This window comes from Tsukamurella sp. TY48 (assembly GCF_019656655.1).
Lineage (GTDB): Bacteria > Actinomycetota > Actinomycetes > Mycobacteriales > Mycobacteriaceae > Tsukamurella > Tsukamurella strandjordii.
This window is the reverse complement of sequence record NZ_BPMV01000001.1, coordinates 2032978-2055964: the sequence shown is the minus strand read 5'-3', so window position 1 is coordinate 2055964 and position 22987 is coordinate 2032978. Positions and strand designations below refer to the sequence as shown.

Genomic DNA, 22987 nt, shown 5'->3' with positions numbered 1-22987 from the left:
GAAGAAACCCTCCCCGATTCACATCGGAGAGGGTTTCTCTCGGCGGTGGCGGGGGGATTTGAACCCCCGGTACGGGGTTACCGCACACAACATTTCGAGTGTTGCACCTTCGGCCGCTCGGACACGCCACCGTCGGAGTACTTTACCGGAAGTCGCCCCTGGCACTAAATCCGCAGTTCAGGAACGGTGCGGGGCGAAGAACTCGGTGAGCAGGGCGCCGCATTCGTCAGCGCGGATCCCGCCGCGCACGGTGACCCGGTGCGTCACGCGCGGGTCGCGCACCACGTCCCACACCGAGCCGACGGCGCCGGTCTTGGGCTCGTAGGCACCGAACACCAGGTGCTCGATCCGCGCCGAGACCAGGGCACCGGCGCACATGGCGCAGGGCTCCAAGGTCACCGCCAGCGTGCAGCCGCCGAGCCGCCAGCCGTCGCCGAACCGGGTGGCCGCCTCGCGGATCGCGAGCACCTCGGCGTGCGCGGTGGGGTCGCCCAGCTGTTCCCGACGGTTCCCGGCCTGCGCGAGCACGACACCGTCGGGATCGAGGACCACGGCACCCACCGGCACATCGTCGGGACCGGAGAGTCCGGCCGCCTCCAGGGCGAGGCCCATCGCGGACCGCTCGACGTCGAGATGCGGCACGTCAGCTCAGGGCGTCGAGGATCTTCGCCAGCTCGCCCTCGAACTGCAGGCGCTCGGCGATCACCTGCACCTGCTCGTCGGCGTACAGATCCGGATCGGCCAGCAGCACGCTGAGCTCCTGCTCGCCGAAACCGAGATCGCCGAGGATGCTCAGATCGCCCTCGGGCCAGGGGTCCGTCTCGTCGACCTCGTCGGGGTCGAGATCGGGCACGTCCACGTCGAGCCGCTCCAGCGTCTGCTCCGCCAGATCGTCGAAGACGGCGGCGGTGGCGTCGGAGAGCAGCAACCGGGTGCCCGACGGTCCGGGGCGCACGATCACGAAGTACTCGTCGTCCACGTTGAGCAGTCCGAACGCCGCGCCCGCCGCCCGCAACGACCTGAGTTCCTCCTCGGCGGTGCCCACGTTCGCCAGCGCGGCGGGGGCGAGCAGCGAGACGGTCCAGCTCGTCTCGTCGCGCACCACCGCCACGGCGTAACCGTCGATGTTCTTGTAGTGCTCCGGCGAGGTCTGTGCGGCCATGGGAGAACCGTAACCGGATTTACGCCTGAACAGAATGTCTCGAACGCCTTCTTCACGGCCTGTGGAACCCTGGACCCCGTGTCCGTGCAGCGTGCTCCCCATTCCGATGTCCCCGTGTGCGTCCTCGGCCTCGGCCTGATCGGCGGCTCGATCCTGCGGGCCCTGCACCGCGCGGGCCGTCCGGCGTACGGCTGGAACCGCTCGGCGGCCGCCGCCGACGACGCCTCGGCCGCCGGTTTCGACGCCTCCTCCGATCTCGCGGCCACGCTGCGGCGTGCCGACGCGGGCCACATCGTGGTGATCGCCGTGCCCGTGCCCGCGCTCGATCCGGTGCTCGCCGCGATCGCCGAGCACGCCCCGAACGCCTGGCTCACCGATGCGGTGAGCGTGAAGGGCGATGTGGCGCGCCGGGTGGCCGATGCGGGACTCACCGAGCGCTACGCGGGCGGGCACCCGATGGCGGGCACCGCGTTCTCGGGCTGGGAGGCCACCGACGCCGCATTGTTCGACGGTGCCACCTGGGTGGTCACGGCCGACGACGCCACCCCGGCACGGGCCTGGCGGCTGGCGGCCTCGGTGGGTCTGGATTGCGGCGCCGTGGTGGTGCCCGCGGGATCCACCGAGCACGATGCCGCGGTCGCCCGGATCTCGCATTCGGTGCACGTGGTGGCCGAAGCGGTGGCGATCACCGCGGAGCTCGATCCGGCGGCGAAGCAGTTGGCACTCACGTTGGCGGCCAGCAGCTTCCGCGATGTGACGCGGGTGGCGGGCACGGCGCCGTCGCTGGTGAACGCGATGTGCGAGGCGAACCGGGACGCCCTGCTGGACGCGCTCGACGACACCATCGCCGAGCTGATCTCCGCGCGCACCGAGCTGGCCGACAGCGGCACCGTCCGCGATATCACCGAGCGCGGCTACGCGGCGCGCAAGGCCTACGAGAACGCCCGCCGCACCCCGTTCGTCCCCGTGCTCGACGGGGCGGGATGGCAGCGGGCGCTGCGGGAGGCCGGCCATGCGGGAGGCGTGGTCACGGCGCTACCCGGTAGTTAGTCGACGCGGCGGGCGAGACCGGGGTAGTCGAGCACGAAGCCGTCCTCGTCGACCGCCAGCTTGGAGCTGGAGACCGGCGAGATCACGGTGATGCCGTCGGCGGCGGCCGCGTAGTTGATCACGGTCTCCTTCACCTGCAGGCTGGGCAGCTCGACGTACACCACGGGCACGTCGACCTCCTCGATGTGGCTCTGCAGGTCGTAGCGGCGAATGGTGAGCGCGTTGAAGAAGGCCGACTTGAGCACGTCCACGCTGAGCGCGCCCGAGAAGAAACCGCGCTCGGCGCCCTGCGCGCCCTGCACGAGCCAGTGGCTCTCACCGTCGCGGGCGATGGTCACCTGGGCCTCACCGGACGCGGTCAGCGCATGCACGGACAGCCGCTTGGTGACGCCCTCGTCGTCGGTCACCAGGTCGTACGAGGCGTTGAACGCGGGACCGTCGGCGGACGGCGCGGCGATGATCCGGCCGTACGCCTTGATCCGGTCGCCCGTCACCTGGACGCGCACGGACTCGAGGAGGTTCCCGTCGTCCGAGCGGAAGGTGAGCATCCGAGGCCAGCTGCCCCCGGTGATCACGGTGGCACCGGGGTCTGCGGAAGTAGCGTTGGTCACGGGATACACGGTAACCCCTAGCACGATGTGCCCCGGGACACACCGCGCCCGCTACAGGGCGGCCACGGCCTCCAGCTCGACCACCTGGTCGTCGTAGCGCAACCGGCTCACACCGATGATCGATACCGGCGGCACGGTCTCGAAGAGGCCGCTGAGGGCGTCCTCGGCCACCTGCAGATCAACCTGCAGGTGCTCGGAGACGAAGACGGTGAGCCGGGCCACGTCGGCCAGGCCGGCGCCGCGCTCGCCGAGGATGGTCGCGAGGTTCTCGACCGCGCCCTTGATCTGGCCCTGCACATCGCCGGGGGCCACGGTGGTGCCGCCGACATCCCGCGCGGCGACGCCCGCCACGTGCAGGGTGGCGCCCGCGGGCACGGTGGCGCTGTAGGCGTGCGAGACCGCGGTGGTCAGCGTGTCGGAGCCGTTGAGCTGTACGTTCGCCATGATCAGGCCGCGTTCTTCTGCACGACCGCGCCCACGCGGGGCAGGGCGGCGACCACGTTCTCCTTGGCCTTGCCGCGCAGGCTGCCGTAGGCCTTGCGCAGGGCGGGCTGGCTGGTGGATTCGGCGCGCCGATCGGTGACGGCGAGCAGGGCGTCGCCCACCTCGTCGCCGCGGGAGGCGAGGTACTGGCCGAAGTCGCCGGGGCCCTGGGCCTGGAAGTCGGCCCAGAACGGGTCGAGTGCGGACGCGAACTCGGGCAGCAGCTTGGTGAGCGCGGACTCGATCACCGACGGCGAGACCTTCTTCACGGCGCCGTAGGCCGCCTTGATCGCGGTGCCGGAGAGGCCGCTCTTGTCCTTGACCTCGGCGTCGACCACGGAGGCGAAGTCGGCCACCACGGCGGGCTGCCGGGCGGGGTCGAGAAGCGAGGTGGTCAGCGACGTGGACACGGTGGGGACCTCCGGAACGAGACGATTCGACAGGCGCCGGGCGGCGCCGTGATCGAGCTTATAGGCCGTCCGCGGCGCCCGCAGACGCCCCGGCGAGCGGCGACGAAAGGCAACGAATCGGCCACAAACCGGGTTCGGTTTTGTGAGGTGCGTCACCTGTGCTCTAGGTTGAGGCTTGAAGGAAGGGGTTGCAATGACGAGCAGCCGATCCGGCAGGGCGAATGCCCGGCAGGTGCCCGCGCGGGGCCCGGTGCGGTTCCCGCTGTGGGACCGGGGACGCGCGCTCCCCGTCCCCAACCGGGAGCATCACGCCCGCGTCGACCACGTGCTCCCGCTCGGCGATCCCACCGGCGGCGCCGATGCCCGCGCCTGGCGCGAGGCCGTCGACGGCCGGCTCACCTATCCCCGCGTGCACATCGACCGCAACGTCGACATCACGATGTCCGACGGTGTGCGGCTGCGCGCCACCGTGGTGCGGCCCGCGGAGCGCGACGGCCGCCCGGTGCCGACGCCCTACCCCGCGATCCTCAATCTGAACCCGTACAACCGCACCGTGGTCGATGCGATCGACGAGAGCACCCACGCCGCCTTCCTCGGCCCGGCGCTGACCAGGGCCGCCAAGCCGCTCACCGCGGGCACGGTGGACCTGTCGGGCGGCCTGCTGGAGGGCTTCGGCATCAACCGGCGCCTGGTGCGCAGCGGCTACGCCCAGGTGATCGTGGACGTGCGCGGCACCGGCACCTCGCACGGGGTCTGGCAGATCCTCGGGCCGCGCGAGCAGCAGGACTCGGTCGAGGTGATGGACTGGGCGCGCCAACAGCCCTGGTGCAACGGCAAGCTGGGCATGGGCGGCTGGTCGTACTCCGCGATCAACTCCTTGCAGGCCGCGGGCCACAACCCCGAGGGGCTCGGCGCGATCTTCGCGATCGAGGGCAGCGAGGACATCGTCCGCGACATCTACATCACGGGCGGCCTGCCGTCGGTGTTCATTCCGCTGTGGCTGGGCGCGGTGAACGCGCTGAAGTGGCTGTACAACCCGCGCACGCTGCTGCGGGACACTGTGAACGGCAACGTGATCCGCTGGCTGATGAGCCGCATCGGCTCGCCCGCCACCGAGCTCGGGTCGGTGGTGCGCGGTGTGGTCACCGGCCGCGATCCGCGAGTGAACGACAACCCGTACTTCACCGAGCGGCACGCGAAGGTCGATGCGATCACGGCCCCCACCTTCCTGTTCGGCGGCTGGCACGACCTGTTCGGGCGCAGCACCCCGCGGATCTACTCGCGTCTGAATCTGCCTGCGGGACAGAAGCAGATGGTGATCACCGACGGCTATCACTTCGATATGGGCTCCGGTTTCGGCGGTACCCAGGCGCCGCCGCGCATCGATGTGCTGGAACGGGCCTGGTACGACCGGTGGCTCAAGGGCATCGACAACGGTGTCGACCGCTACGGTCCGGTCACCCTGGAGCAGCAGGGCGGCGGCTGGACCGCGGGCGAGTCCTTCCCGCGCGCGGGCGCCCGCACCCAGCGGCTGTACGCGACGCCGGCACCGTCGGGCACGGCGGAGCACGCGCGCTACGACGGTGGCCTGGCCACCTACCCGGCGCGGCGGCGCGATCTGGCGTCCACGCGGATCGACCTGCGCGGCTTGGCCTCCCCGGATCTGACGCACGTGCTCGCGGGCCTGACGAAGGCGCTGCCCTTCACCGACGATGCGAGCCTGCAGGAGCGCGGCGCGATCTCCTTCACCTCTCCGCCGGCGGCCGCGCCGGTGCAGCTGAGCGGCGCGATCAACGTGCATCTCGTGACGCGCTGCGAGGGCGAGGAGGCGATCTGGACCGTCACGGTGAACGATGTGGCACCGGACGGCACCTCGACGGTGCTCACCGGCGGGGCGCTCATGGCCTCGAACCGGGCGATCGACGAGGCGCGCAGCGAGTACGACGCCGATGGCGAGTTGCTCGCGCCCTTCCATCCCCTCACCTGGTCGGCGAAGCAGAAGGTGGTACCGGGCGAGACGATCGAGCTGGACGTGGACGTGGTGGCCACCGATGCGCTGATCGAGGAGGGCCACCGCCTGCGGGTGGACGTCTACGCCGGCAGCGTGCCGCGGTACCTGGCCACCCTGCCCGACCTCGCGCGCACCCGGCTGGGCCGGCAGGACGTGCTGCTGCGCCCCGATCGGCCGAGCTACGTGAGCCTGCAACTGGTGGGCGATCCGGGCTGGTGACCCCGCGGGCCTTTGCGCCCCGCAAACCGGCTCCGCGGCGCCCGATTCGGGGCTATCTTCGGTGACAGGATGGTTGCTGCTACTCGGACCGCCGCGCGGAACTCCACCGCGCGGCTGCACAGGATGTTCGTCGACGGTGCGGTCGACGAGTCGGTGCTGCGCGGGTCGGCACTGCGCCGGCTGATCGCCGAGAGCTGGCAGCGCAGCAAGGCCGTGGGCGTGAACCCGGACGGCGAGGCACCGTCGGGCCGGGAGACCCTGGACGGACTGCGCGCCCGCAATCCCCTCAGCACGGTGATGCCGGTGATTCGGCGGCTGCTGGTCGACGACTCCCCCGGCACGATGGTGGCGGTGGCCAATCATGAGGGCACGCTGCTGTGGGTCGAGGGCGACGGTGCCTCCATGCGCCGGGCGGCGGCGATGAACTTCGCCCCGGGCGCGGTGTGGAGCGAGACCGCGGCGGGCACCAACGCGCCGGGCACGGCGCTCGCGCTGGACAGCGAGGTGCAGATCTCGGGCTCGGAGCATTTCGCGCGGCTGGCGCACGGCTGGAACTGCACGGCGGTGCCGATCCACGATCCGTTCACGCGCGCGCCGATCGGCGTGCTGGACGTGACGGGCGGCCCGCAGGTGGCCACACCGCAGGCGTTGTCGCTGGTGCGGGCGGCGGCGATGGCCGTGGAGGGGCAGCTCGCGGTGATGCGGTTGACCGCCGCGGCACCCGCGCCGTCGGCCCGGTTGCGACTCCTGGGCGGGCACCCGTCCCTGCAGCTCGACGGCCGGAACGTGCCGCTCACCGGCCGGCACGCCGACATCCTGGCTCTGCTGCTGCGGCACCGCGAGGGCCTGACCGCCGATCACCTGGCCCTGTTGCTCGACGAGCGCGATCTGGACGTGGTCACGGTGCGCGCGGAGATCTCGCGGCTGCGGAAGTCGATCGGCGCGGAGTTCCTGGGCTCGCGGCCGTACCGGCTGCTCAAGCCGATCGAATCGGACGCCGACGGGGTGGCCGTCGCGGTGCGCGAGGGCCGGGTGCTGGACGCACTGTCGGCGTATCCGGGGCCGCTGCTGCCGCAGTCGGTGGCGCCGGGCGTCGCGCGGCTGCGCACGGAGCTGTCCGAGTCGCTGCGGGCGGCGGTGCTGGCCACCCGCGATCTGGGTCTGCTGCGCCGCTGGCTCGACCTGCCGGAGGGCCGTGACGACCGGGCCGCCTGGGAGGCGCTGCACCGCGGGTCGACGGGGATCGCCCGGGCCGAGGCAGACGGCCGGCTCGCGGGCCTCGACTTCGATCTCGCCTGAGGATCTCGCCTGAGCGATTGCGCGGCTGCAACGTCGTTGCAACGCTCGGAGGCCTAGCGTGGGTTGTGACTTGAGTCACCCAACTCACCTGGAGGCACGTCATGACCGTTTACGCACGTCCCGGGGCTCCCGGCTCCCTCATGAGCTACCAGTCGCGGTACGACAACCTGATCGGCGGCCAGTGGGTCGCGCCCGTGAAGGGGCAGTACTTCGAGAACCCGTCGCCCGTCACGGGGCAGGTCTTCTGCGAGGTGGCCCGCTCGACCGCGGAGGACATCGAGCTGGCGCTCGACGCGGCGCACGCCGCCGCCCCGGCGTGGGGGAAGACCTCCGCCACCGCCCGCGCCAACATCCTGCTGCAGATCGCCGACCGGATGGAGCAGAACCTGGAGGCGATCGCCGTCGCCGAATCGTGGGAGAACGGCAAGCCGGTCCGCGAGACCCTCAACGCCGATATCCCGCTGGCGATCGATCACTTCCGCTACTTCGCCTCGGTGCTGCGGGCCCAGGAGGGCAGCATCTCGGAGATCGACGAGAACACCGTGGCATACCACTTCCATGAGCCGCTGGGCGTTGTGGGACAGATCATTCCGTGGAACTTCCCGATCCTGATGGCCGTGTGGAAGCTGGCGCCCGCGCTGGCCGCAGGCAACGCGATCGTGCTCAAGCCGGCGGAGCAGACCCCGGTCTCGGTGCTGTACCTGTTCTCGCTGATCGGCGACCTGCTGCCCCCGGGCGTGGTGAACATCGTCAACGGTTTCGGCCTGGAGGCGGGCAAGCCCCTGGCCTCGTCGAAGCGGATCCGCAAGATCGCCTTCACCGGCGAGACCACCACGGGCAAGCTGATCGCGAGCTACGCCGCGGAGAACCTGATCCCGGCCACCCTGGAGCTGGGTGGCAAGAGCCCGAACGTCTTCTTCAAGGACGTGCTGGCGGCGAACGACGACTACCAGGACAAGGCCCTGGAGGGCTTCACCATGTTCGCGCTGAACCAGGGCGAGGTGTGCACCTGCCCGTCGCGCGCGCTGCTGGAGGCACCGATCTTCGACGAGTTCCTGGAGCTGGGTTCGATCCGCACCAAGTCGATCCGCCAGGGCGATCCGCTCGACACCGAGACGATGATCGGCGCGCAGGCGTCGAAGGAGCAGCACGAGAAGATCCTGTCGTACATCGACATCGGCAAGAACGAGGGCGCCACGCTGGTCACCGGTGGTGAGGCGGCCGATCTCGGCGGCGACCTGTCCGGCGGGTACTACATCCAGCCCACCATCTTCTCGGGCACGAACGACATGCGGATCTTCCAGGAGGAGATCTTCGGTCCGGTGTTGGCCGTGACCTCTTTCGACGGCTACGACAACGCGATGGAGATCGCCAACGACACCCGCTACGGCCTCGGTGCCGGCGTGTGGTCGCGCAACGGCGACATCGCCTACCGCGCTGGTCGCGACATCCAGGCGGGCCGCGTGTGGACCAACACCTATCACCAGTACCCGGCGCACGCCGCCTTCGGTGGCTACAAGGATTCGGGTATCGGCCGGGAGAACCACAAGATGATGCTCGATCACTACCAGCAGACCAAGAACCTGCTGGTCTCCTACGCGCCCACCGCGCAGGGCTTCTTCTGAGCCGACGAGTGACCGGCACCAGGTGAGGGTGTCCACGGCGCCGTCCCCGATTCATCGGGGGCGGCGCCGTCGTCTGGGTCGGGCCGTCATCTTCGGTGCGATTTTGCGGTGAAACCGGGCACCCGCACCGCAGTTCCGCACCGAATCTCTCTCGCCATCGCTGCCGTCCGGGCCTACGGTGCAGTTCATGAGCTTCGATGTCGCACCCGATCGCCGGGTTCGCATGATGAGTGACTACAGCGGACCGCCGCTGTGGTCGCTCTACGGCGGTGTCGACGGCGAGGCGCTCGGTATCCCAGCCCCATTGAGCGCCGAGCTCGATGCATGGCAGGACCTCTTCGACACGGGATTCCACTTCGACACGGGCTGGAGATCGGACGACCTCGCGCGGGAATACGAGGCAGAGGGACGGCGGCTGCTGCCGCTGGTCGCTGCGGCGCTGCCCGGATTCCTGGTCGAACTGGACCTGTGGCCGGTGCGCGAGGAGAAGGTGAGCGCCGGCGGCTGGTTCGTCGGTTGGACCCCGCCGCCTCCGCGAACCGACGGCCAGTGGACGGCGTACCGCCCCGGTCCGGGCTGAGCTTTACCCGCTCATGGGTTGCGCGGTGCGACGCGTCGCAGGCAATCTGGCGGGATGCCGTTCTCCTGGAAGTCCCTCCGCTGCGACGTGACGTCGCTGGTCGTCGCCGTGGCGTTGGTCGCGGCCACCGTGGTGTGGGGACTGCTGCTGAACCGTCGACCGATCTCCGAGGCGGACGGCCAGGTGCTGCACGAGATGGTGCTGCACCGCAGCGAGGCGACCACCACTCTGATGCGGGCGATCACGGACTTCTTCTCCCCCACGGTCACCCTCGTGCTCGCCGCGCTGATCGCCGGACTCCTCGCCTGGCGGCGCTCACCGGCGGCGGCGGTCTTCGTGCTGGGGTCGACGGCGGCTGCCGCGGCGATCGCCTACGTCCTCAAGGCGGCGTTCGCGCGTCAGCGGCCGCCGGTGATCGATCACCTCGTCGACGAGCACGACTTCGGCTTCCCGTCGGGCCACGTGACGGGGACGACGGCGCTGCTGGTGGCCACCACGATCGCGCTCACCGTCGGTTGGTCGACGCGGCGCGCGCTGCTGGCCCTGGTGGTGCCGGCGGTCTTCGTCGGTGCCGTCGCGGCGAGCCGGTTGTACCTCGGCGTGCACTGGTTCTCCGATACGGCAGCGGGTGTGGCCATCGGTCTCGCGGGTATCGCGGCTGCGCTCGCCGTGCTCCCGCCGGCATCCTGGGCCGGAATCGACCACCGGATCGCCGCGGTGATCCGCCGCGGCCCCGTTCGGCGACCGGTGTCGGCGCGCCGCTGATACCGGACGGCTCAGTCCGGGTACGCGCCCGCCACGAACGCGCCCTTGACGGTGAACTCGCCGCGGGTCTCGAGGGTGCGGGTGTCGATCTTCACCAACCGGGTGTTGAGCCCGAGATACTTGGCGGACCAGGCCTGGTGCTTGGCCTTGTACTGCCAGTCCCACACCGTCGGCGCCCAGAACGGTAGCGGCGGACCGTCTTCGACCACGCTGATGTAGCCCGTGTTCCCGTCCCGGGAGAAGCCCACGTACACGGCGGCGCCGGGAGTGGACATCCTCCGCTTCTCCTTGCCGGTCTGCGCGTCGAGGATGCGGATGTCATTGGTGCTGTAGTTGCACACCCACAGTTCGCGGCCGTCGGGACTCAGGGTGGCTGAGATCGGTCCGGCGGCGAAGGGTTCGATGGGCACCGTCGCGCGGACGGTCCAACTCGCCGAGTCGATGATCGCCACATTCGAGTAGAAGTTGATCGCGTACTGGGTGCCGCCGTCGGCACTGCTCGCTCCCCAGCCCGGAACCAGGCCACCGAGCAGGAGCGGTGCGCCCGCCACGGCACCGGTCTGTGCGTCGTACCGGGTCGCAGTACCCATCGCCGCGTAGGCGTAGATGTACTTCTCATCGTTCGAGACCTCGATGTGCGCGATCCCCGGCGGCAGCCAGATCGGAACGGTTCGAACGAGTTCGAGGGTCTGCGTATCGAAGACCTGCACAACGGAGGCCGCGGTCGGCACGTACAGGCGCCTGCCATCACGCGACATGGTGATCGTCGCGTAGGCGGCGAGGAGCGTCGGGAGCTTCTTGATGATCCGGCCCGTGGCGGCGTCGATGACCGTCACGCTCATCTCGATCGGTCCGAAGTTGCCGACGAAGATCTTCGACCCGTCGTACGAGGCCTTGGCCACCATGGGGTGGTCCTCGGCGCCCACACGTACTTCGCGCTTCTGCGTCATCGTGGCCGCGTCCACCTCGAGGACGGTGTCGGCGCCGTAGTTGGGGATCCAGATCGATCCCCCGGGCCCCGTCGAACTTCCCGGGATCGAGGGATTGGCCGCTGCCGGCGCGGCGCCACCGACGCCGGCACCGACCCCGGCAACGAGGATCGTCGCGGCGAGCAGCGCGGTGGCCGCCCTCATCGCGCCGGCTTCAGCGGCGGTACCCACGCGGGGATGCCCGGTCCACGGCCGGTCGGGATCCTGCCCAGCACGTCATCGCTCCGCGGATCGATGACCACGAGGGAGCCCTCACCGAGAGTGCCGAACAGCACCAGCTTGGCGAACACGGCGGCCTCGCCGATGGGGGTGGGATGGCCCAGTGAGGTGGGGCCGAGATCGGAGATGTAGCCGCGGGTTCCGTCGTCGCTGAAGATGATCGACGGGGTGTAGCCCACGGTGGGGATCTCGCGGATCACCGCGTCGGTCCGGGTGTCGATCACCAGCACGTTGGGGCGGCCGAACATCGTGACGTACAACTTGCGACCGTCCGGCGAGAGCGTCGAGGTGAACGCTCCGGGGTTGGCCGGGCTGTACTTCCCGTCCTCGGAGGTGTTGATCGTCTTGACCAGGCGCCACGACTTCATGTCGATGACGCCGATCGAGTTGACCGTATCGACGTACGCCTTGGACCCGTCGTTGGTGAACGTGTACCAGAACGGGGCCACACCTCCGGTGAAGATCGGGGGCTTGACCACGGCGCCGGTCTTCGGGTCGATTCCCGCCAGGAACCCCGTTGAGAATCCCACGTACATCAGACCGTCCGGCCCGGCGATCGCACCGACCGGAACATCGGGGTAGTGGAAGCGCCGCACCACCTTCTCGGTTTTCGCGTCCATCACCTCCACGGTGAATCCCTGTTCGGGCAGGTAGATCTCCGTGCCGTCGGCGGAGGTGAAGGCGCCGAGCGGTGTCGAGAGCACCGGAACGGTCCGGTCGACTCCGGTTTCCCGGTTGATCACCGTGACCGTGGGCGGTATCTGGCCGAAGTTGTCCATGAAGATCTTCTTGCCACCCGGGGTGATGGCGGTGACGGCCGGCTTCGCGGCACCGTCCTTCATCGGTATGTAGCGCGTGACCCTGTTGGTGAACGTATCGATGACCGCGATGCGCTCGGAGTCGACTTCCGGGAGCCACAGCTCCCCGGGCGGTCCGGCCGGCGGCAGGCCCTCCTTCCCCGAGACCACCGGCGGCGCCGCAGGCGTCGCGGCCGGGGGCGCCAGGAGACTGACGGCCAGCGTCGTGACGACGAGACCCGCCATCAGTCGGATCCGTGCGGGCTGAGAACGATCCATGGGGCGGTGCCTCTCTAGATGTTGGTGCTCATCGGGATGTTGCTGGGCATCAGGTACGGGTACGGCCATTTCCGGCGGCTGTTGCGCGTTGTGATCACCGCTTCGGCCTTGGCGAGATTGCTCTTGAAGTCCTTCAGGGGACCGCGTATTCGCGGGTCGACCAACGCCTCGGGGTGCGGGAAGACATTCGTCCGGTAGTCACCGAGCCTGCGGTAGTACACGGTCCCCAGCAGGTTGAAGAAGTACATCTGTGCGAGTGCGGTGAGGAACGTGGGCATCATGTCGAACCAGTCGCGCTCGGTGTAGTTCCGCTTCTTCTTCACCGGAAGGGCCGCGAGCGTCCCGGAATAGTGCGGTGCGTATGACATCTCATCGCGCTGGAGATAGTTGACGGCGGCGTGCTGCGCGCTCGCGGTGAAGATGATCATCGTGATCACCTCGACGAGGGACTTCCTGTTCCGCACCGGAGGGATGCCCGCGATCTTGCCCTGATCCCTCGCCTCGGCGAGCCATCGCCCGAGGTCCGCATCGGCCGCGACCGCGGCGTCGTCGCGGTAGTACACCCAGACGTAGTCGTGCACCCAGCGTTCGATCGCCGACCAGATCAACCGTGCATCGTCCCGGTACGGGAAGTCGATATCGGGATCGTCCATGCCCCGTGATGCCAGGTCGCGTTCCGGAATCGAGTCCGTGAAGTTCCAGTCGAGACGGGCTTTTCCGGCTGTCGATTGGGTGTCCGAGATGTCGGAGGCGAGGATCAGGTCACCGAAGGTCTCGGGCCCCATGATGATCGATGCGGCGAGGTTGTTGATGAACAGGTCGCCTTCGAAGTGGGGGATCAGCAGGGTGTGAAGCGGGTGCCCCGGAGGGAGTTGCCGGTGTGCGGCAACGCAGAACGCCTCGGAGATCAGGTGCGTGCGCGCCAGGTGACTGAACATCTCGTGGTGATTGAAGTCGGCGGTCTGAACGATGGTCTTGGCCATCTGCCAGCCCCAGTAGTCGCTCGACGTGGAGGTCCGCGTGGCGGCGTAGAAGACGGGGCTCTCCCCCGGGACCTGCCCCACCTGAATCGCAGCGGGCTTGAGCTGACGACTTCCCCGCGGCCGCAGGAAGATCGCGATCGGCGCGGTGTTCCAGTTCGGACCGGTCAACAGCTTGTACGTCGCATCCTCCTTCGCCATGCGCCCCAGTGGGCGATAGTCGCAGAGGAACAGCCGGCCTTCGGCGAGCGCGACGCGCAGGGACTCTCCCGTGGCCGCGGCGAACTTGGCATCGTCGATCTTCGCGCTGCGCGGCAATCGCTCGGAGACCTTCTCGATGATCATGGGGTTGGGGCCCGCCAGCCTGGTGTGCCCGAAGAAGTCATCGTCACGCAGCCTCTCCGCCACCGACGGAAGCGGAATCGATCCCCACATCGCGTTGTACCGCTGGAGGTTTCCCTTGTCCCCGATGTCCCCGATCCACAGTTTCTGACCGACCAGCGAACGCTCGACGGCCCCGAACACGGTGCGGCGGATGGCCTGCAATGCGGACAGGATGCCGAGGAGGGCCGTGACCCAGGTGCCGACCACCGCCTTGTCCGTGGCATCGACGACCGTGTCGAGTGTGGCGCTGAGGTACTTCTTCGACAGTGCGTCGACCGCGCGGGCGATCCCGGCGAACTGGTTCTTGAGGGCACGGATCTGCACACTGCAGGCCAGGGTTTCGGACTTGAGCTGGGGCAGAACGGCGATCACGACGCTGTCGACGAGGTTCTCGACCAGATTGAGGAAGTTGTCGATGAACTCGATCAACCAATCGATCGTCGGATTCTCGCCCAGTGGTAGGTCGGCCGACATCGGCACTCCGACGACGTTCTCGATGGTGGTGGACCAGCGGTAGGTCTGCCTGGCCTCCGCGAGGAGACGGGCCCGGGTAGCGAGCTGATCGGGCGAGCAATCTGCGGTGAGGCGCGGAATCCATTGAGAGGAAGGCTCCGCCGATGCATCAGGGATCGCTGACAACAGCGGCTGGGCGGCGACGACGCCACCGGCGATGAAGGCGACCTTGAACGCACTTCGACGATTCACTGACATACTTCTCACTCCCCGCGGCCCGGATCACCATCCACACGGGTGGATGGCTTCGAACCGTAACCACCTGCACTACAACATCTTCGAAGCGCGAACCTCACGCGGATCACTCCACCGAGGTTGTGCTGCTTCACTCAGTGAAAGCAGTCCTTCGGCATACTGTTTGCTTTTGCAACTCAGGAACCTACCAACTGAAATGCTTGGGCGCCAGCGTGTCTCAGAACACACGTCTGAATTCCGGTTTCCCCTAGGGGATCTCATCACCCGATTTGCGGCACTTGCACCTTTATCTGTGACGATTCCTTGTCGATGCCGTGTCGATTCCGTGAAGCCGAAGGGCCGCCGCTCCGGGCTGAGCACCGGATATCAGTGCTGCGTCGCAGTCTCGGGAAGCGAATCCGCCGGTAGCCGGTGGTGCGGTCCGCTGGTGTCGCAGTTTTCGGGCCGCCCTGTCGCAGATCGGGACCGTTCGCCGAACGGGAGCGGCAGTTCGATCAGCCTTCCGGCGTGGGGCAGGAGGCGGCGATGTCCACCCGGGAAACGAATCGCCGGCCGCTCGATCCCTCCAGTGAGAAGCCGGCGGCCCGGCCGGGTACGGCGTCCAGGGTCAGGGTGCTGTTCTCCCAGACCCGCGCCTCCGCCTCGGACACCCACACGGGCACGAGCGCACCGTCGCCCAGGTCGACGGTGCCGAGCCGCACGTTCGCATCGCCGACGCGGAACTCCTCCACGGTGAAGCACATCGGGGCGGAGCCGTCGCAGCAGCCGCCGCTCTGGTGGATCAGCAGCGGCCCGTGCTGCCCCCACAGATCACGGAGCAGTGCCCGCGCCTCCGACGTCGATTCCACGCGCTCGCCCATGACCCTCCTTTTCCGTACAACGACGGTAGCCGGTGCCGGTCGCCCCCGTCACGAGATCGTCACCGCCGAGATCACGGAAGGCGCGTAGGCTCGAAGGCAGGAGTCGAAAACCCCATCGGGATCAGCCCGGTGCTCCCGGCTCCGTTCAGCGGGCGAGCCCGATCTCACCAGCAGGGAGCGCCATGACGAAGAAGAACGAACTCCAGCCTCCGCGACGGCGCCGGAAGTGGCCGTGGATCGTGTTCGGAGTGTTCGTACTGTGCACCATTCCCGGATTCATGTAGCCGGGGTGCCTACCCCCCGGAAGTCCCCCGAGGCTCTGCGACGGCTGCTCGAACGTCCGCACGCCAGGCCCGGGCGCGCGGTTCCGGGACGCGTACTCCTGCCGCGGCACCGCACTCGCGCCCGCATGGTCGACGGGGTCTGGTGGCCGCGGTCCCGCGACCTGAGGGCGGAGCTCCCCAGCGTGCTACCGGCACTCGGCGTCCGGCTCCAGACGCTGACCCTGATCCGGTTCTGCACCGCCGATTGGACCACCCGCGCCGCCGTGCTGCACCGTCCCGAGTCCGTCCCCATCGAGCTCGCCCTGATGAACACCGAGGGCCTCATCAGCTTCTCCGGCCCGGATGTCACCGTGGTCTACGGCCTGATCGCGCCGGACGCGAATCTGCACCAGGCGGAGCAGCTGGTCGCCCGCCTCCTCGACGTGCCGTAGCGGCCGGCGATCCCGTGCAACGAATCAGGTCCGGCTCCCTGCTGGGAACCGGACCTGATTTCACTGTGCGCCCGAAGGGATTCGAACCCCTGACCTTCTGATCCGTAGTCAGATGCTCTATCCACTGAGCTACGGGCGCATACCCATTTTCAATTGTCGCCGGTCCGAAGACCGCCGTGGCGGAGGCGAGAGGATTTGAACCTCCGGTCCGGTGTTGGCCGGACAACTCATTAGCAGTGAGTCCCATTCGGCCGCTCTGGCACGCCTCCAAGTAGGACGCGATACGCGAGCGCTCCGTACGGGGCACGCGCAACCGCCGAGCAGCTACTTTACACAACGCTCCCGTAACCCACAAAACCGCAGGCCACGCCGCTTCCGGCCTAGTTCTGCCCGCTGGTCACGAGGTCCTCCCACGTGAGGTCAACGCGCACCTCGACCGGGCCGACGATGCCGGCGAGCACGGCGGCCGCGCGGTCGCGGAGCCGATCGCCACCCACGAGCATCGTCTCCGCACGAGCTCCGGTGCCCACGGCCACGAGGTGCACGTGCACGCCGGTCACCGCGGCACCGTCGAGGACGAACTCGATATCGGCGATGGCGGCGGATTCGGCCGCCGCCTCGTCGGAGAGCGCGATCGTGAGCGCCTTGGTGAGCGCGAGTTGCGTGATGTCGATACCGGGCTTCGTGGTCGCCACCGGCCGCGAGCGCCGGGGAAGCCCGGAAACCTGGTGGGACACCGCGGAGCGAAGCCGTTCGATCGCGTCGGCACCCCAGCCGGACGCGGCCTCGGGGGCGTCGGACTCGGATGCGGTCAGGCCCGCGAGCCGACGGGTCGCGTCGGCAATCCATTCGTTCGCCACCGGGGCTCCGGGAACGTGGTCTTTTGCTGGAGTGAAACTCATAGCTCCCCCAGTGTGACCACGAATCGTCCGCTTGTACAAGGCCGGAAACCGGCGATCCGCGCCGGAAGGGTCGTCAGATGGGTCATGGGCGGTATCCCTCCAGGGCCTCCGCGAGATGGCGTCGCGTGCGCTGCAGGTGCCCGCGCACCGACCCCTCGGTGGTGCGCAGCACGGCGGCGATCTCGGCGGTCGACAGGCCGTCCACCTCGCGCAGCCACCACGCCGCCCGGGACGGATAGGGCAGTCGGGCCAGCTCCCGGCTCAGTGCGCCGAGGAAGTCGCTGTCGGCGGCCAATTCGACGGGGCCGGGGTCCGTGGTCGCAACGTCCTGCACCATGTCGGACACCACGACCGCATGACGGCATCGCAGCACGTCGACGGTCTTGCGCGAGGCGATGGAGAACAGCCAGGTGCGCACACTGGACCGGAAGGCGAAGGTCGGCAGCGCCTTCCATGCCGCGATCAAGGACTCCTGCACCACGTCGTCGCAGTCGGTGCGTTGCGGGAAGGTGCGCGCCACGAAGCGGAACAGGGCCGGCGCATGCCTCTGAACGAGCGCATCGAAGGCGGCGGCATCGCCGCGCTGTGCCCGCCTGGTGAGGGTCTCGTCGGAGAGCGACGACAACAGCTCCGGGTCGTTCAACCATCCTCCTTCGTGAGATAGGTCACAACCGCGTGCCGATCTCGTGTCCGAGCCGACTCACTCCATAGTGCCGGAAAGGATCCCGGCACATCAGTCGACACAAGGAGACGGAAGATGACCTCGACCACCACCAGCCCTGCTGCCTCGACTGCCACCGAGAAGACCCCCGGCTCGGAGGTCGCGACCGCCAACGGCCGCGGCTCGACCAACATCGCCGATGTCGTGGTGTCGAAGATCGCCGGAATCGCGGCGCGCGAGGTGGACGGCGTGTACGACCTGGGCGGCCAGGCCGCCCGCGTGGTCGGCAAGATCCGCGAGACGCTGCCCGGCGCACCCGACCTGACGCAGGGCGTCACCGTCGAGGTCGGCGAGAAGCAGGCCGCGGTCGATGTGGCGATCGTCGCGGAGTACGGCGTGGCCATTCACGATCTCGCCGCCGGCATCCGGAACAACGTGATCGATGCGATCGAGTCGATGACGGGCCTGCAGGTCACCGAGGTCAACGTGACGGTGCACGACGTGCACTTCCCGGATTCCGACGATGACGAGACCCCCGCCACGGAGTCGCGAGTCCAGTGAGCCGCGCACACGCCGAACGCATCGACCGGATCGTCGCCGCGGTGACGGCGGTCGACGGTGTGGCGGGGCTGCACGCCGGGGCCGCGGGCTCGGCCGCGACCTACCTCCCCGGCCGGACGGTGCCCGGTATCCGGGTCGATGACGAGTCGGGGCAGGTGAGCATCGTCGTCGAGTTCCGTGGTGATACCGACCTCGTCGCCATCGCCGAGAGCGCTCGACAGGCCGCGACCGACGCGGCCGGGGTACCGATCCAGGTGATCGTGGCCGATATCCGGGTGCCGGAGAGCACCGACCGTTCGAAGGAGATGACCGCATGACGCAGAACTTCACCGTGTGGGGAGCCGTGATCGGCCTCCTGCTGGCGATCGCCGCAGTCTCCGGGGGCCTCGTGGGATTCCTCCTGGCCATCGTGCTCGGCGGCGCCGGGCTCGCGATCGGAGCGCACTTCGACGGCCTGATCGATCTCACCGCCCTGCGGCGGCGCGACCGGAGCTGACCATGACCTCCGAAGCGGTGACCCCTGACGCCGTCACCTCCGACGCGGCGCCGCAAGGCGAGGCGGCGGACGGTGCGGACCGCGCCTGCCGCGGCCGGACGGTGATCGACGACCGCGTGCGCCAGCGGCTGATCGAACACGCCGTCCTGTCGGTTCCCGGCACGGTGCGGCACCGCGGCCTCCCGCTGCGGCAGCTCCCGTCGATCCGTTTCGCGGACAGCGAGCGGAAGGAAGTGCAGGTGCAGGTGGCGGCCGAATGGCCGCTGGACGCATCGCGGTTGGTGGATTCGGTGCGCTGGGCGGTCGACGATGAGCTGGCCCGCAGCCTGGGCGAATCACCGTCGTCCGTGCACGTCCACGTGGCTCGCGTCAGTGGCGAATCGTCGGCTCCGCGACGCGCTCTCGCGCTGCACACCGCAACCGAGACCGAGCCGGAGCCGCACGCCACACTGGACGCCCGGCGCAATGCGCCCCGCCGCACGGCGGGATCGAGCATCGTCGCGGTGCCCGTGCTGTTCGCCTTCCTGGTGCTCGGCGTCCTCGCGCTGCGCGACAGCCTGGTCTCGCTGGGCTGGGTGGGCGGCGGCCGGTGGATCGACGCGGTCCCCCGGATCGCCGACGACCTGCGGTGGGCGTGGTGGACGTGGCCCGCGGCGATCGCCGCGATCGTGGTCGGCCTCGTGCTGGTGATCGCTGCGGTGAAGCCGCGCAAGCGCAGTCACACGCCGATCTCCGACGAACTCTGGCTGGGCCGCCGAGCGGCTCGCGCGCGACGGAAGGGAGCACGTTCATGAGGTCGTCCACACGGGTCATCGACCGCATCCTGGCGGGCGTACTGGGCCTGGCGCTGATCGCGGGCGGCGCGTGGCTGCTCGCCTACCGGCAGGGCGTGGCGTTCACCACCGAGGCCACGCACCGGCTCGCGCCGGACGTGATCGCGGCCTCGCCCGATAAGCCGTGGTGGCAGGCGTCGGTGGTGGCGGCGGGCGTTCTGCTGGTCCTCGTGACCGCCTGGCTGCTGGTGCGGCACCTGCGCGCACCGGCCTCGAAGACCGTCGACACCGAGGACGGCGGCAGCGTCGACCTCGGGAAGGTCGCCGAGGCCGTGGCCGACGATCTGGCGCGCAGCGAGCTGATCCGGCGGGCCCGCTCGGCCACGCTGGTGGAGCGGGGACACCCGGTGATCCGGGTGTCGGTCACCGTGGCGCCCGGCGCGAGCGACGAGGAATTGGCCGCCTTGGCGCGAGCGGCGCAGCACGAGGTGACCCGGGCGACGAATCCCGATGTGCGGCTACAGGTCCTCATCAACGGTGAGGACACGAGCGATCGGCGCCGCGACCACGCGGTGGCCGGAACACCAGAGGCTTGAGGTGGAGACCCCACCTCGGGAAATGAATGACATCTACCGAGAGGAAGTGCGGCATGGGAATCGCAGATGACGCGAAGAACAAGGCAGAGGACCTCAAGGGCCGTGCGAAGGAGGCGGCCGGCGCCGCCACCGGCGACGACGACCTCAAGGCCGAGGGCCAGGCCGATCAGGGTCTCGCCGCGGTGAAGGACAAGGTCACCGAGGCCGCCGACAAGGTCAAGGAGGGCGTCGACGCCGTCAAGGACAAGTTGACGGGCAACTGATGCCACGCGGCGCTTGAGCCGCAGCACGATCACGAGGCCGGTCCCGATCGCGGGGCCGGCCTCGCCGCGTCGAACCCGCTAGGCGAGCCGGGCGACGGCGCGCACGGGCGCACCGTCGAACGGGCCCACCCGGAGCGGGTGGATCCCCACCTCGCACTCCACGGGAAGATCCGTGAGACCGCGCAGGTTCTCGACGATGAGTCCATCGCGGCCGAGCACCAGGGCGTGCACGGGAAAGCCCTCGGAGTCGATCGGGTCCGGGCTGTAGGTGTCCACACCGAGCACCCGCATTCCCCGCTCCCACAACGCTTCCGCCGCCGCGGCCGACAGGGCGGGGTGTTCCCGGTATCCGGGAGTGCCGAACCATCGGTCCCAGCCCGTCGCGATCAGCACGATCGCGGGCAGCCGGAGCGGCAGATCGCCGAGCGCCTCGGGACCGATCACGCCACCCGCAGGAACATCGACACGGACCACCCGGGCGGGGCCCAGGAGTTCTTCGATCCCGATGTCGGCCACGGTGCGCCCGCCGTCGACGGTGTGGCACGGGGCGTCCACATGCGTGCCGCTGTGCGTGGACAGGTGCAGTCGCGTGACCGCCACACCGTCGGCGTCGAGCGTGAGCGCGGGCTCGGCGACGATCGGCGGGTCGCCCGGGTACTCGGTCCCGGGGCTCAGCGTGTGCGTGAGGTCGACCCAGCTCACGCCGAAACCGGCTCCCGCGTCCGGGTCGCGACGCTCACCGCCCAGTAGAACCCGGCGCTCACCAGGAAGGTGGGCACGGTGGCACCCACCGGGCTCACCCACAGGTAGGTGATGGCCGAGGAGAAGCCGACGCCCACCAGCCACACGATGACCGCCACCGGGTTCCAGCCGCCGCGGTACCAGTAGTCGCGCGATCCGGCCTCGGCGAGTGAGGCGGCGTAGCGACCGCGCCGCAGCACGTAGTAGTCCACGATGATGATCGCGAACACGGGGATGAAGACGATGCCGATCGCGGTGAGGAAAGCGGTGAACTTGTCCAGCAGCGCCAGCCACGCCGATCCGGCGATCGAGATGATGCCCAATCCCAGTGCGGCGGGGAGGAACCGGATCCGTCCCGGTTCGGCGTTCACGAGCGAGGTGACCATCCCGTACACGGCCATGGTGTTGGTGGCCATCACGGAGAAGAAGACCACGATCGCGAGCGGCACCCCGAACTCGGCGACGATCACCGTCGGGTCGAAGGGCGGGGCGTCCTTGCCGTTCGCGAGCAGCCACGCGATCGCGGTGGCGCCCAGCGCCATCGCGGCCACGGTCGACGCGACGTAGCCCAGGCCCGAGCCGATCACGCCGCCGCGCTCGGTCTTGGCGAACCGGTTGATATCGGCGGAGAGCACGGTCCACGAGATCGCCGTGGCCACCACGATGTCGAAGATCCCGAGCCCGCTGAGGCCTTCGGGATCGCGGGGCAGCGCGTTGAGCCGGTCGAAACCGTCACCGAACATGTCGATGAACAGGTAGGCCATGATCGCCAGGATCACCACGGCCAGAATCGGTTCCACCTTGGCGATACCCGCGTGACCGAAGATCGCGAGCGAGACCACGATCACCTCGCACAGCACGGAGAACAGCGTGGGGTTGGAGTAGCCGGTCTGCTGCTGCACCACGTAGTTCACGGTGACGCCGGCCAGCATGGCCTGCACCCAGCTCCAGCCCATGAGCACGGCGATGTTGGCGGCCACCGGGATCCGGCTTCCGCGAACACCGAACGAGGCCCGGGTGAGTGCCATCGTCGGCAGTCCGGTGCGGGTGCCCACGTTGCCCACGGTCACGAGCACCAGGGCACCGACCACCGTGCCCGCCAGGATCAGCCACAGCGCGCTGCTCAGCGAGACCGACGGGACGAACAGCGTGCCGGTGAGCATCGTGGTCACCACGAGATTCGCGGCGAGCCAGATCGCGAAGACGCGCCGCCCGCTGAGATCGCCGGTCACGGGGGTGCCGTCGTCGGCGCCGGCGTGCAGGTGGGCGTCGAGTCGCCGGTAGTAGCGCAGCATCAGGCGGCCGAGAGGTGCTCGTGGACGGCGATGAGCCCGCCGTCGGGGGCCGCGGCGAAGACGATCGATTCGCGTTCGCGGGTCTCGGTGCGGGTGCCGTCGCCGTCCTGGGTCACGGTGCGCACCGAGTGGCTGAACACTGCGGTGGCGCCGACCGTGGTGACCACGCGCTCGCTGCTGTCGCAGGACACCACGTGCCAGCCGGCGTTCACCCAGCCGGACCACAGTCGCTCGTATTCGGCCCGGTCGCCGAGGGTGCGAGGCTCGGTGTGGAAGACGAACGTGGCTCGCGGGTGGAAGCCCGCGAAGTAGCGATCGGTATCGGTGGCGGCGAAGGCCTCGATGATGCGGTCGGCGGCGGCGAGCACATCGCCTTCGGGGATTGAATGGTCCATTTCGTCTCCTGACCTGCGGCTCTCCCGCGCTGGGTCGGCCAACTGTAAGCCCCATCACAGGGTCGTGCAAGCAGTTCGGAACCGGCGAGAATCGATCGACGATCGATCTGCGCATGCGGGGGGCGATCTGGTCTCCATTGGGCGCGCCGAAGCCTGTG

General features: G+C 69.1%; 27 protein-coding genes and 3 tRNA genes. 13 read left to right on the top strand and 17 right to left on the bottom strand.

Annotated elements, in window-relative coordinates; all coding sequences use genetic code 11:
* Positions 1-43 precede the first annotated feature (43 nt).
* From TTY48_RS09990 to TTY48_RS09980, 3 genes are all read right to left on the bottom strand, one after another.
* Positions 44-131: transfer RNA gene (locus TTY48_RS09990), tRNA-Ser, on the bottom strand.
* Between the two features lie 46 nt (positions 132-177).
* Positions 178-612 carry a nucleoside deaminase gene (locus tag TTY48_RS09985; RefSeq protein WP_220658533.1) on the bottom strand — a complete coding sequence of 145 codons (435 nt, stop codon included), beginning with the start codon at positions 610-612 and terminating at the stop codon, positions 178-180.
* 31 nt (positions 613-643) lie between these two features.
* Positions 644-1162, bottom strand: coding sequence for a tRNA adenosine deaminase-associated protein (locus tag TTY48_RS09980; RefSeq protein WP_220657346.1), 519 nt, complete (start codon positions 1160-1162; stop codon positions 644-646).
* Between the two features lie 84 nt (positions 1163-1246).
* On the opposite strand from TTY48_RS09980, the gene TTY48_RS09975 reads away from it, so the two are divergent.
* Entirely contained in the window at positions 1247-2212 is a 966-nt protein-coding gene (locus TTY48_RS09975; RefSeq protein WP_220658532.1) for a prephenate dehydrogenase, read from the top strand.
* Here TTY48_RS09975 and TTY48_RS09970 read toward each other — a convergent pair.
* The 3 genes from TTY48_RS09970 to TTY48_RS09960 form a co-directional block, all read right to left on the bottom strand.
* Positions 2209-2760: a putative glycolipid-binding domain-containing protein gene (locus TTY48_RS09970; RefSeq protein WP_220658531.1), complete on the bottom strand. Its 552-nt coding sequence runs from the start codon at positions 2758-2760 to the stop codon at positions 2209-2211. The genes TTY48_RS09975 and TTY48_RS09970 overlap by 4 nt on opposite strands.
* A gap of 114 nt (positions 2761-2874) precedes the next feature.
* Positions 2875-3267: a RidA family protein gene (locus tag TTY48_RS09965; RefSeq protein WP_220657345.1), complete on the bottom strand. Its 393-nt coding sequence runs from the start codon at positions 3265-3267 to the stop codon at positions 2875-2877.
* Between the two features lie 2 nt (positions 3268-3269).
* On the bottom strand, positions 3270-3716 hold the full coding sequence (locus TTY48_RS09960; protein ID WP_220657344.1) for a DUF6918 family protein: 447 nt from the start codon (positions 3714-3716) through the stop codon (positions 3270-3272).
* A gap of 193 nt (positions 3717-3909) precedes the next feature.
* Between TTY48_RS09960 and TTY48_RS09955 the strand changes: the two genes are divergently transcribed.
* From TTY48_RS09955 to TTY48_RS09935, 5 genes are all read left to right on the top strand, one after another.
* Positions 3910-5946, top strand: coding sequence for a CocE/NonD family hydrolase (locus TTY48_RS09955; RefSeq protein WP_255585609.1), 2037 nt, complete (start codon positions 3910-3912; stop codon positions 5944-5946).
* Positions 5947-6015: 69 nt separating this feature from the next.
* Complete coding sequence (locus TTY48_RS09950; protein WP_220657343.1) at positions 6016-7245, top strand: GAF domain-containing protein; 1230 nt, start codon at positions 6016-6018, stop codon at positions 7243-7245.
* A gap of 101 nt (positions 7246-7346) precedes the next feature.
* Positions 7347-8870, top strand: coding sequence for an aldehyde dehydrogenase family protein (locus TTY48_RS09945; protein WP_220657342.1), 1524 nt, complete (start codon positions 7347-7349; stop codon positions 8868-8870).
* Between the two features lie 187 nt (positions 8871-9057).
* Positions 9058-9450, top strand: a complete 393-nt coding sequence (locus TTY48_RS09940; RefSeq protein ID WP_220657341.1) for a hypothetical protein — start codon at positions 9058-9060, stop codon at positions 9448-9450.
* A gap of 54 nt (positions 9451-9504) precedes the next feature.
* The gene (locus TTY48_RS09935) at positions 9505-10215 is read left to right on the top strand and encodes a phosphatase PAP2 family protein (protein WP_220657340.1); all 711 of its coding nucleotides are present in this window, start codon (positions 9505-9507) and stop codon (positions 10213-10215) included.
* Between the two features lie 11 nt (positions 10216-10226).
* Here the strand turns inward: TTY48_RS09935 and TTY48_RS09930 are convergent, their stop codons facing one another.
* The 4 genes from TTY48_RS09930 to TTY48_RS09915 all read right to left on the bottom strand — a co-directional run bounded on the left by TTY48_RS09930 (position 10227) and on the right by TTY48_RS09915 (position 15431).
* Entirely contained in the window at positions 10227-11375 is a 1149-nt protein-coding gene (locus TTY48_RS09930; protein WP_220657339.1) for a YncE family protein, read from the bottom strand.
* Positions 11345-12466, bottom strand: a complete 1122-nt coding sequence (locus TTY48_RS09925; RefSeq protein WP_220657338.1) for a YncE family protein — start codon at positions 12464-12466, stop codon at positions 11345-11347. The genes TTY48_RS09930 and TTY48_RS09925 overlap by 31 nt, the downstream gene beginning before the upstream one ends.
* A gap of 47 nt (positions 12467-12513) precedes the next feature.
* Positions 12514-14568: a lipoxygenase family protein gene (locus TTY48_RS09920; RefSeq protein ID WP_220657337.1), complete on the bottom strand. Its 2055-nt coding sequence runs from the start codon at positions 14566-14568 to the stop codon at positions 12514-12516.
* A 497-nt stretch (positions 14569-15065) separates the two neighbouring features.
* A complete protein-coding gene (locus tag TTY48_RS09915; RefSeq protein ID WP_220657336.1) occupies positions 15066-15431 on the bottom strand; it encodes a DUF779 domain-containing protein in 366 nt (121 codons plus the stop codon).
* A gap of 289 nt (positions 15432-15720) precedes the next feature.
* Here TTY48_RS09915 and TTY48_RS09910 point away from each other — a divergent pair, with 289 nt between their 5' ends.
* Positions 15721-16146: a DUF5994 family protein gene (locus tag TTY48_RS09910; RefSeq protein WP_220657335.1), complete on the top strand. Its 426-nt coding sequence runs from the start codon at positions 15721-15723 to the stop codon at positions 16144-16146.
* Positions 16147-16212: 66 nt separating this feature from the next.
* Here the strand turns inward: TTY48_RS09910 and TTY48_RS09905 are convergent.
* The 4 genes from TTY48_RS09905 to TTY48_RS09890 form a co-directional block, all read right to left on the bottom strand.
* Positions 16213-16285, bottom strand: a tRNA-Arg gene (locus tag TTY48_RS09905).
* Positions 16286-16323: 38 nt separating this feature from the next.
* Positions 16324-16415, bottom strand: a tRNA-Ser gene (locus TTY48_RS09900).
* Between the two features lie 111 nt (positions 16416-16526).
* On the bottom strand, positions 16527-17006 hold the full coding sequence (locus TTY48_RS09895; protein ID WP_255585608.1) for a hypothetical protein: 480 nt from the start codon (positions 17004-17006) through the stop codon (positions 16527-16529).
* A gap of 124 nt (positions 17007-17130) precedes the next feature.
* Positions 17131-17691 carry an RNA polymerase sigma factor gene (locus TTY48_RS09890; RefSeq protein ID WP_220657333.1) on the bottom strand — a complete coding sequence of 187 codons (561 nt, stop codon included), beginning with the start codon at positions 17689-17691 and terminating at the stop codon, positions 17131-17133.
* Between the two features lie 114 nt (positions 17692-17805).
* Here TTY48_RS09890 and TTY48_RS09885 point away from each other — a divergent pair, with 114 nt between their 5' ends.
* The 6 genes from TTY48_RS09885 to TTY48_RS09860 are packed head-to-tail and all read left to right on the top strand — an operon-like array spanning position 17806 to position 20398.
* The gene (locus TTY48_RS09885; RefSeq protein WP_220657332.1) at positions 17806-18270 is read left to right on the top strand and encodes an Asp23/Gls24 family envelope stress response protein; all 465 of its coding nucleotides are present in this window, start codon (positions 17806-17808) and stop codon (positions 18268-18270) included.
* On the top strand, positions 18267-18587 hold the full coding sequence (locus TTY48_RS09880; protein WP_220657331.1) for a hypothetical protein: 321 nt from the start codon (positions 18267-18269) through the stop codon (positions 18585-18587). Before TTY48_RS09885 ends, TTY48_RS09880 begins: the two co-directional genes overlap by 4 nt.
* Positions 18584-18766, top strand: coding sequence for a DUF2273 domain-containing protein (locus tag TTY48_RS09875; RefSeq protein ID WP_220657330.1), 183 nt, complete (start codon positions 18584-18586; stop codon positions 18764-18766). The genes TTY48_RS09880 and TTY48_RS09875 overlap by 4 nt, the downstream gene beginning before the upstream one ends.
* 2 nt (positions 18767-18768) lie before the next feature.
* Positions 18769-19560: a hypothetical protein gene (locus tag TTY48_RS09870; protein WP_220657329.1), complete on the top strand. Its 792-nt coding sequence runs from the start codon at positions 18769-18771 to the stop codon at positions 19558-19560.
* The gene (locus tag TTY48_RS09865; RefSeq protein ID WP_220657328.1) at positions 19557-20135 is read left to right on the top strand and encodes an alkaline shock response membrane anchor protein AmaP; all 579 of its coding nucleotides are present in this window, start codon (positions 19557-19559) and stop codon (positions 20133-20135) included. The genes TTY48_RS09870 and TTY48_RS09865 overlap by 4 nt, the downstream gene beginning before the upstream one ends.
* A 53-nt stretch (positions 20136-20188) precedes the next feature.
* The gene (locus TTY48_RS09860) at positions 20189-20398 is read left to right on the top strand and encodes a CsbD family protein (RefSeq protein ID WP_220657327.1); all 210 of its coding nucleotides are present in this window, start codon (positions 20189-20191) and stop codon (positions 20396-20398) included.
* A gap of 78 nt (positions 20399-20476) precedes the next feature.
* Here the strand turns inward: TTY48_RS09860 and TTY48_RS09855 are convergent, their stop codons facing one another.
* From TTY48_RS09855 to TTY48_RS09845, 3 genes are read right to left on the bottom strand one after another with little or no spacing between them, the layout of a single operon-like run.
* Entirely contained in the window at positions 20477-21100 is a 624-nt protein-coding gene (locus TTY48_RS09855; RefSeq protein ID WP_220657326.1) for a cyclase family protein, read from the bottom strand.
* Complete coding sequence (locus tag TTY48_RS09850; RefSeq protein WP_220657325.1) at positions 21097-22434, bottom strand: cytosine permease; 1338 nt, start codon at positions 22432-22434, stop codon at positions 21097-21099. The genes TTY48_RS09855 and TTY48_RS09850 overlap by 4 nt, the downstream gene beginning before the upstream one ends.
* Positions 22434-22829 carry a nuclear transport factor 2 family protein gene (locus TTY48_RS09845; protein WP_220657324.1) on the bottom strand — a complete coding sequence of 132 codons (396 nt, stop codon included), beginning with the start codon at positions 22827-22829 and terminating at the stop codon, positions 22434-22436. The genes TTY48_RS09850 and TTY48_RS09845 overlap by 1 nt, the downstream gene beginning before the upstream one ends.
* Positions 22830-22987: the final 158 nt, after the last annotated feature.

Coding starts and splice junctions, on each gene's coding strand:
- TTY48_RS09985 (WP_220658533.1), bottom strand. CDS start 612: ATGGGCCTCGCCCTGGAGGCGGCCGGACTCTCCGGTCCCGACGATGTG.
- TTY48_RS09980 (WP_220657346.1), bottom strand. CDS start 1,162: ATGGCCGCACAGACCTCGCCGGAGCACTACAAGAACATCGACGGTTAC.
- TTY48_RS09970 (WP_220658531.1), bottom strand. CDS start 2,760: ATGCTCACCTTCCGCTCGGACGACGGGAACCTCCTCGAGTCCGTGCGC.
- TTY48_RS09965 (WP_220657345.1), bottom strand. CDS start 3,267: ATGGCGAACGTACAGCTCAACGGCTCCGACACGCTGACCACCGCGGTC.
- TTY48_RS09955 (WP_255585609.1), top strand. CDS start 3,910: ATGACGAGCAGCCGATCCGGCAGGGCGAATGCCCGGCAGGTGCCCGCG.
- TTY48_RS09950 (WP_220657343.1), top strand. CDS start 6,016: ATGGTTGCTGCTACTCGGACCGCCGCGCGGAACTCCACCGCGCGGCTG.
- TTY48_RS09945 (WP_220657342.1), top strand. CDS start 7,347: ATGACCGTTTACGCACGTCCCGGGGCTCCCGGCTCCCTCATGAGCTAC.
- TTY48_RS09940 (WP_220657341.1), top strand. CDS start 9,058: ATGAGCTTCGATGTCGCACCCGATCGCCGGGTTCGCATGATGAGTGAC.
- TTY48_RS09935 (WP_220657340.1), top strand. CDS start 9,505: ATGCCGTTCTCCTGGAAGTCCCTCCGCTGCGACGTGACGTCGCTGGTC.
- TTY48_RS09925 (WP_220657338.1), bottom strand. CDS start 12,466: ATGGCGGGTCTCGTCGTCACGACGCTGGCCGTCAGTCTCCTGGCGCCC.
- TTY48_RS09915 (WP_220657336.1), bottom strand. CDS start 15,431: ATGGGCGAGCGCGTGGAATCGACGTCGGAGGCGCGGGCACTGCTCCGT.
- TTY48_RS09885 (WP_220657332.1), top strand. CDS start 17,806: ATGACCTCGACCACCACCAGCCCTGCTGCCTCGACTGCCACCGAGAAG.
- TTY48_RS09875 (WP_220657330.1), top strand. CDS start 18,584: ATGACGCAGAACTTCACCGTGTGGGGAGCCGTGATCGGCCTCCTGCTG.
- TTY48_RS09870 (WP_220657329.1), top strand. CDS start 18,769: ATGACCTCCGAAGCGGTGACCCCTGACGCCGTCACCTCCGACGCGGCG.
- TTY48_RS09865 (WP_220657328.1), top strand. CDS start 19,557: ATGAGGTCGTCCACACGGGTCATCGACCGCATCCTGGCGGGCGTACTG.
- TTY48_RS09860 (WP_220657327.1), top strand. CDS start 20,189: ATGGGAATCGCAGATGACGCGAAGAACAAGGCAGAGGACCTCAAGGGC.
- TTY48_RS09850 (WP_220657325.1), bottom strand. CDS start 22,434: ATGCTGCGCTACTACCGGCGACTCGACGCCCACCTGCACGCCGGCGCC.
- TTY48_RS09845 (WP_220657324.1), bottom strand. CDS start 22,829: ATGGACCATTCAATCCCCGAAGGCGATGTGCTCGCCGCCGCCGACCGC.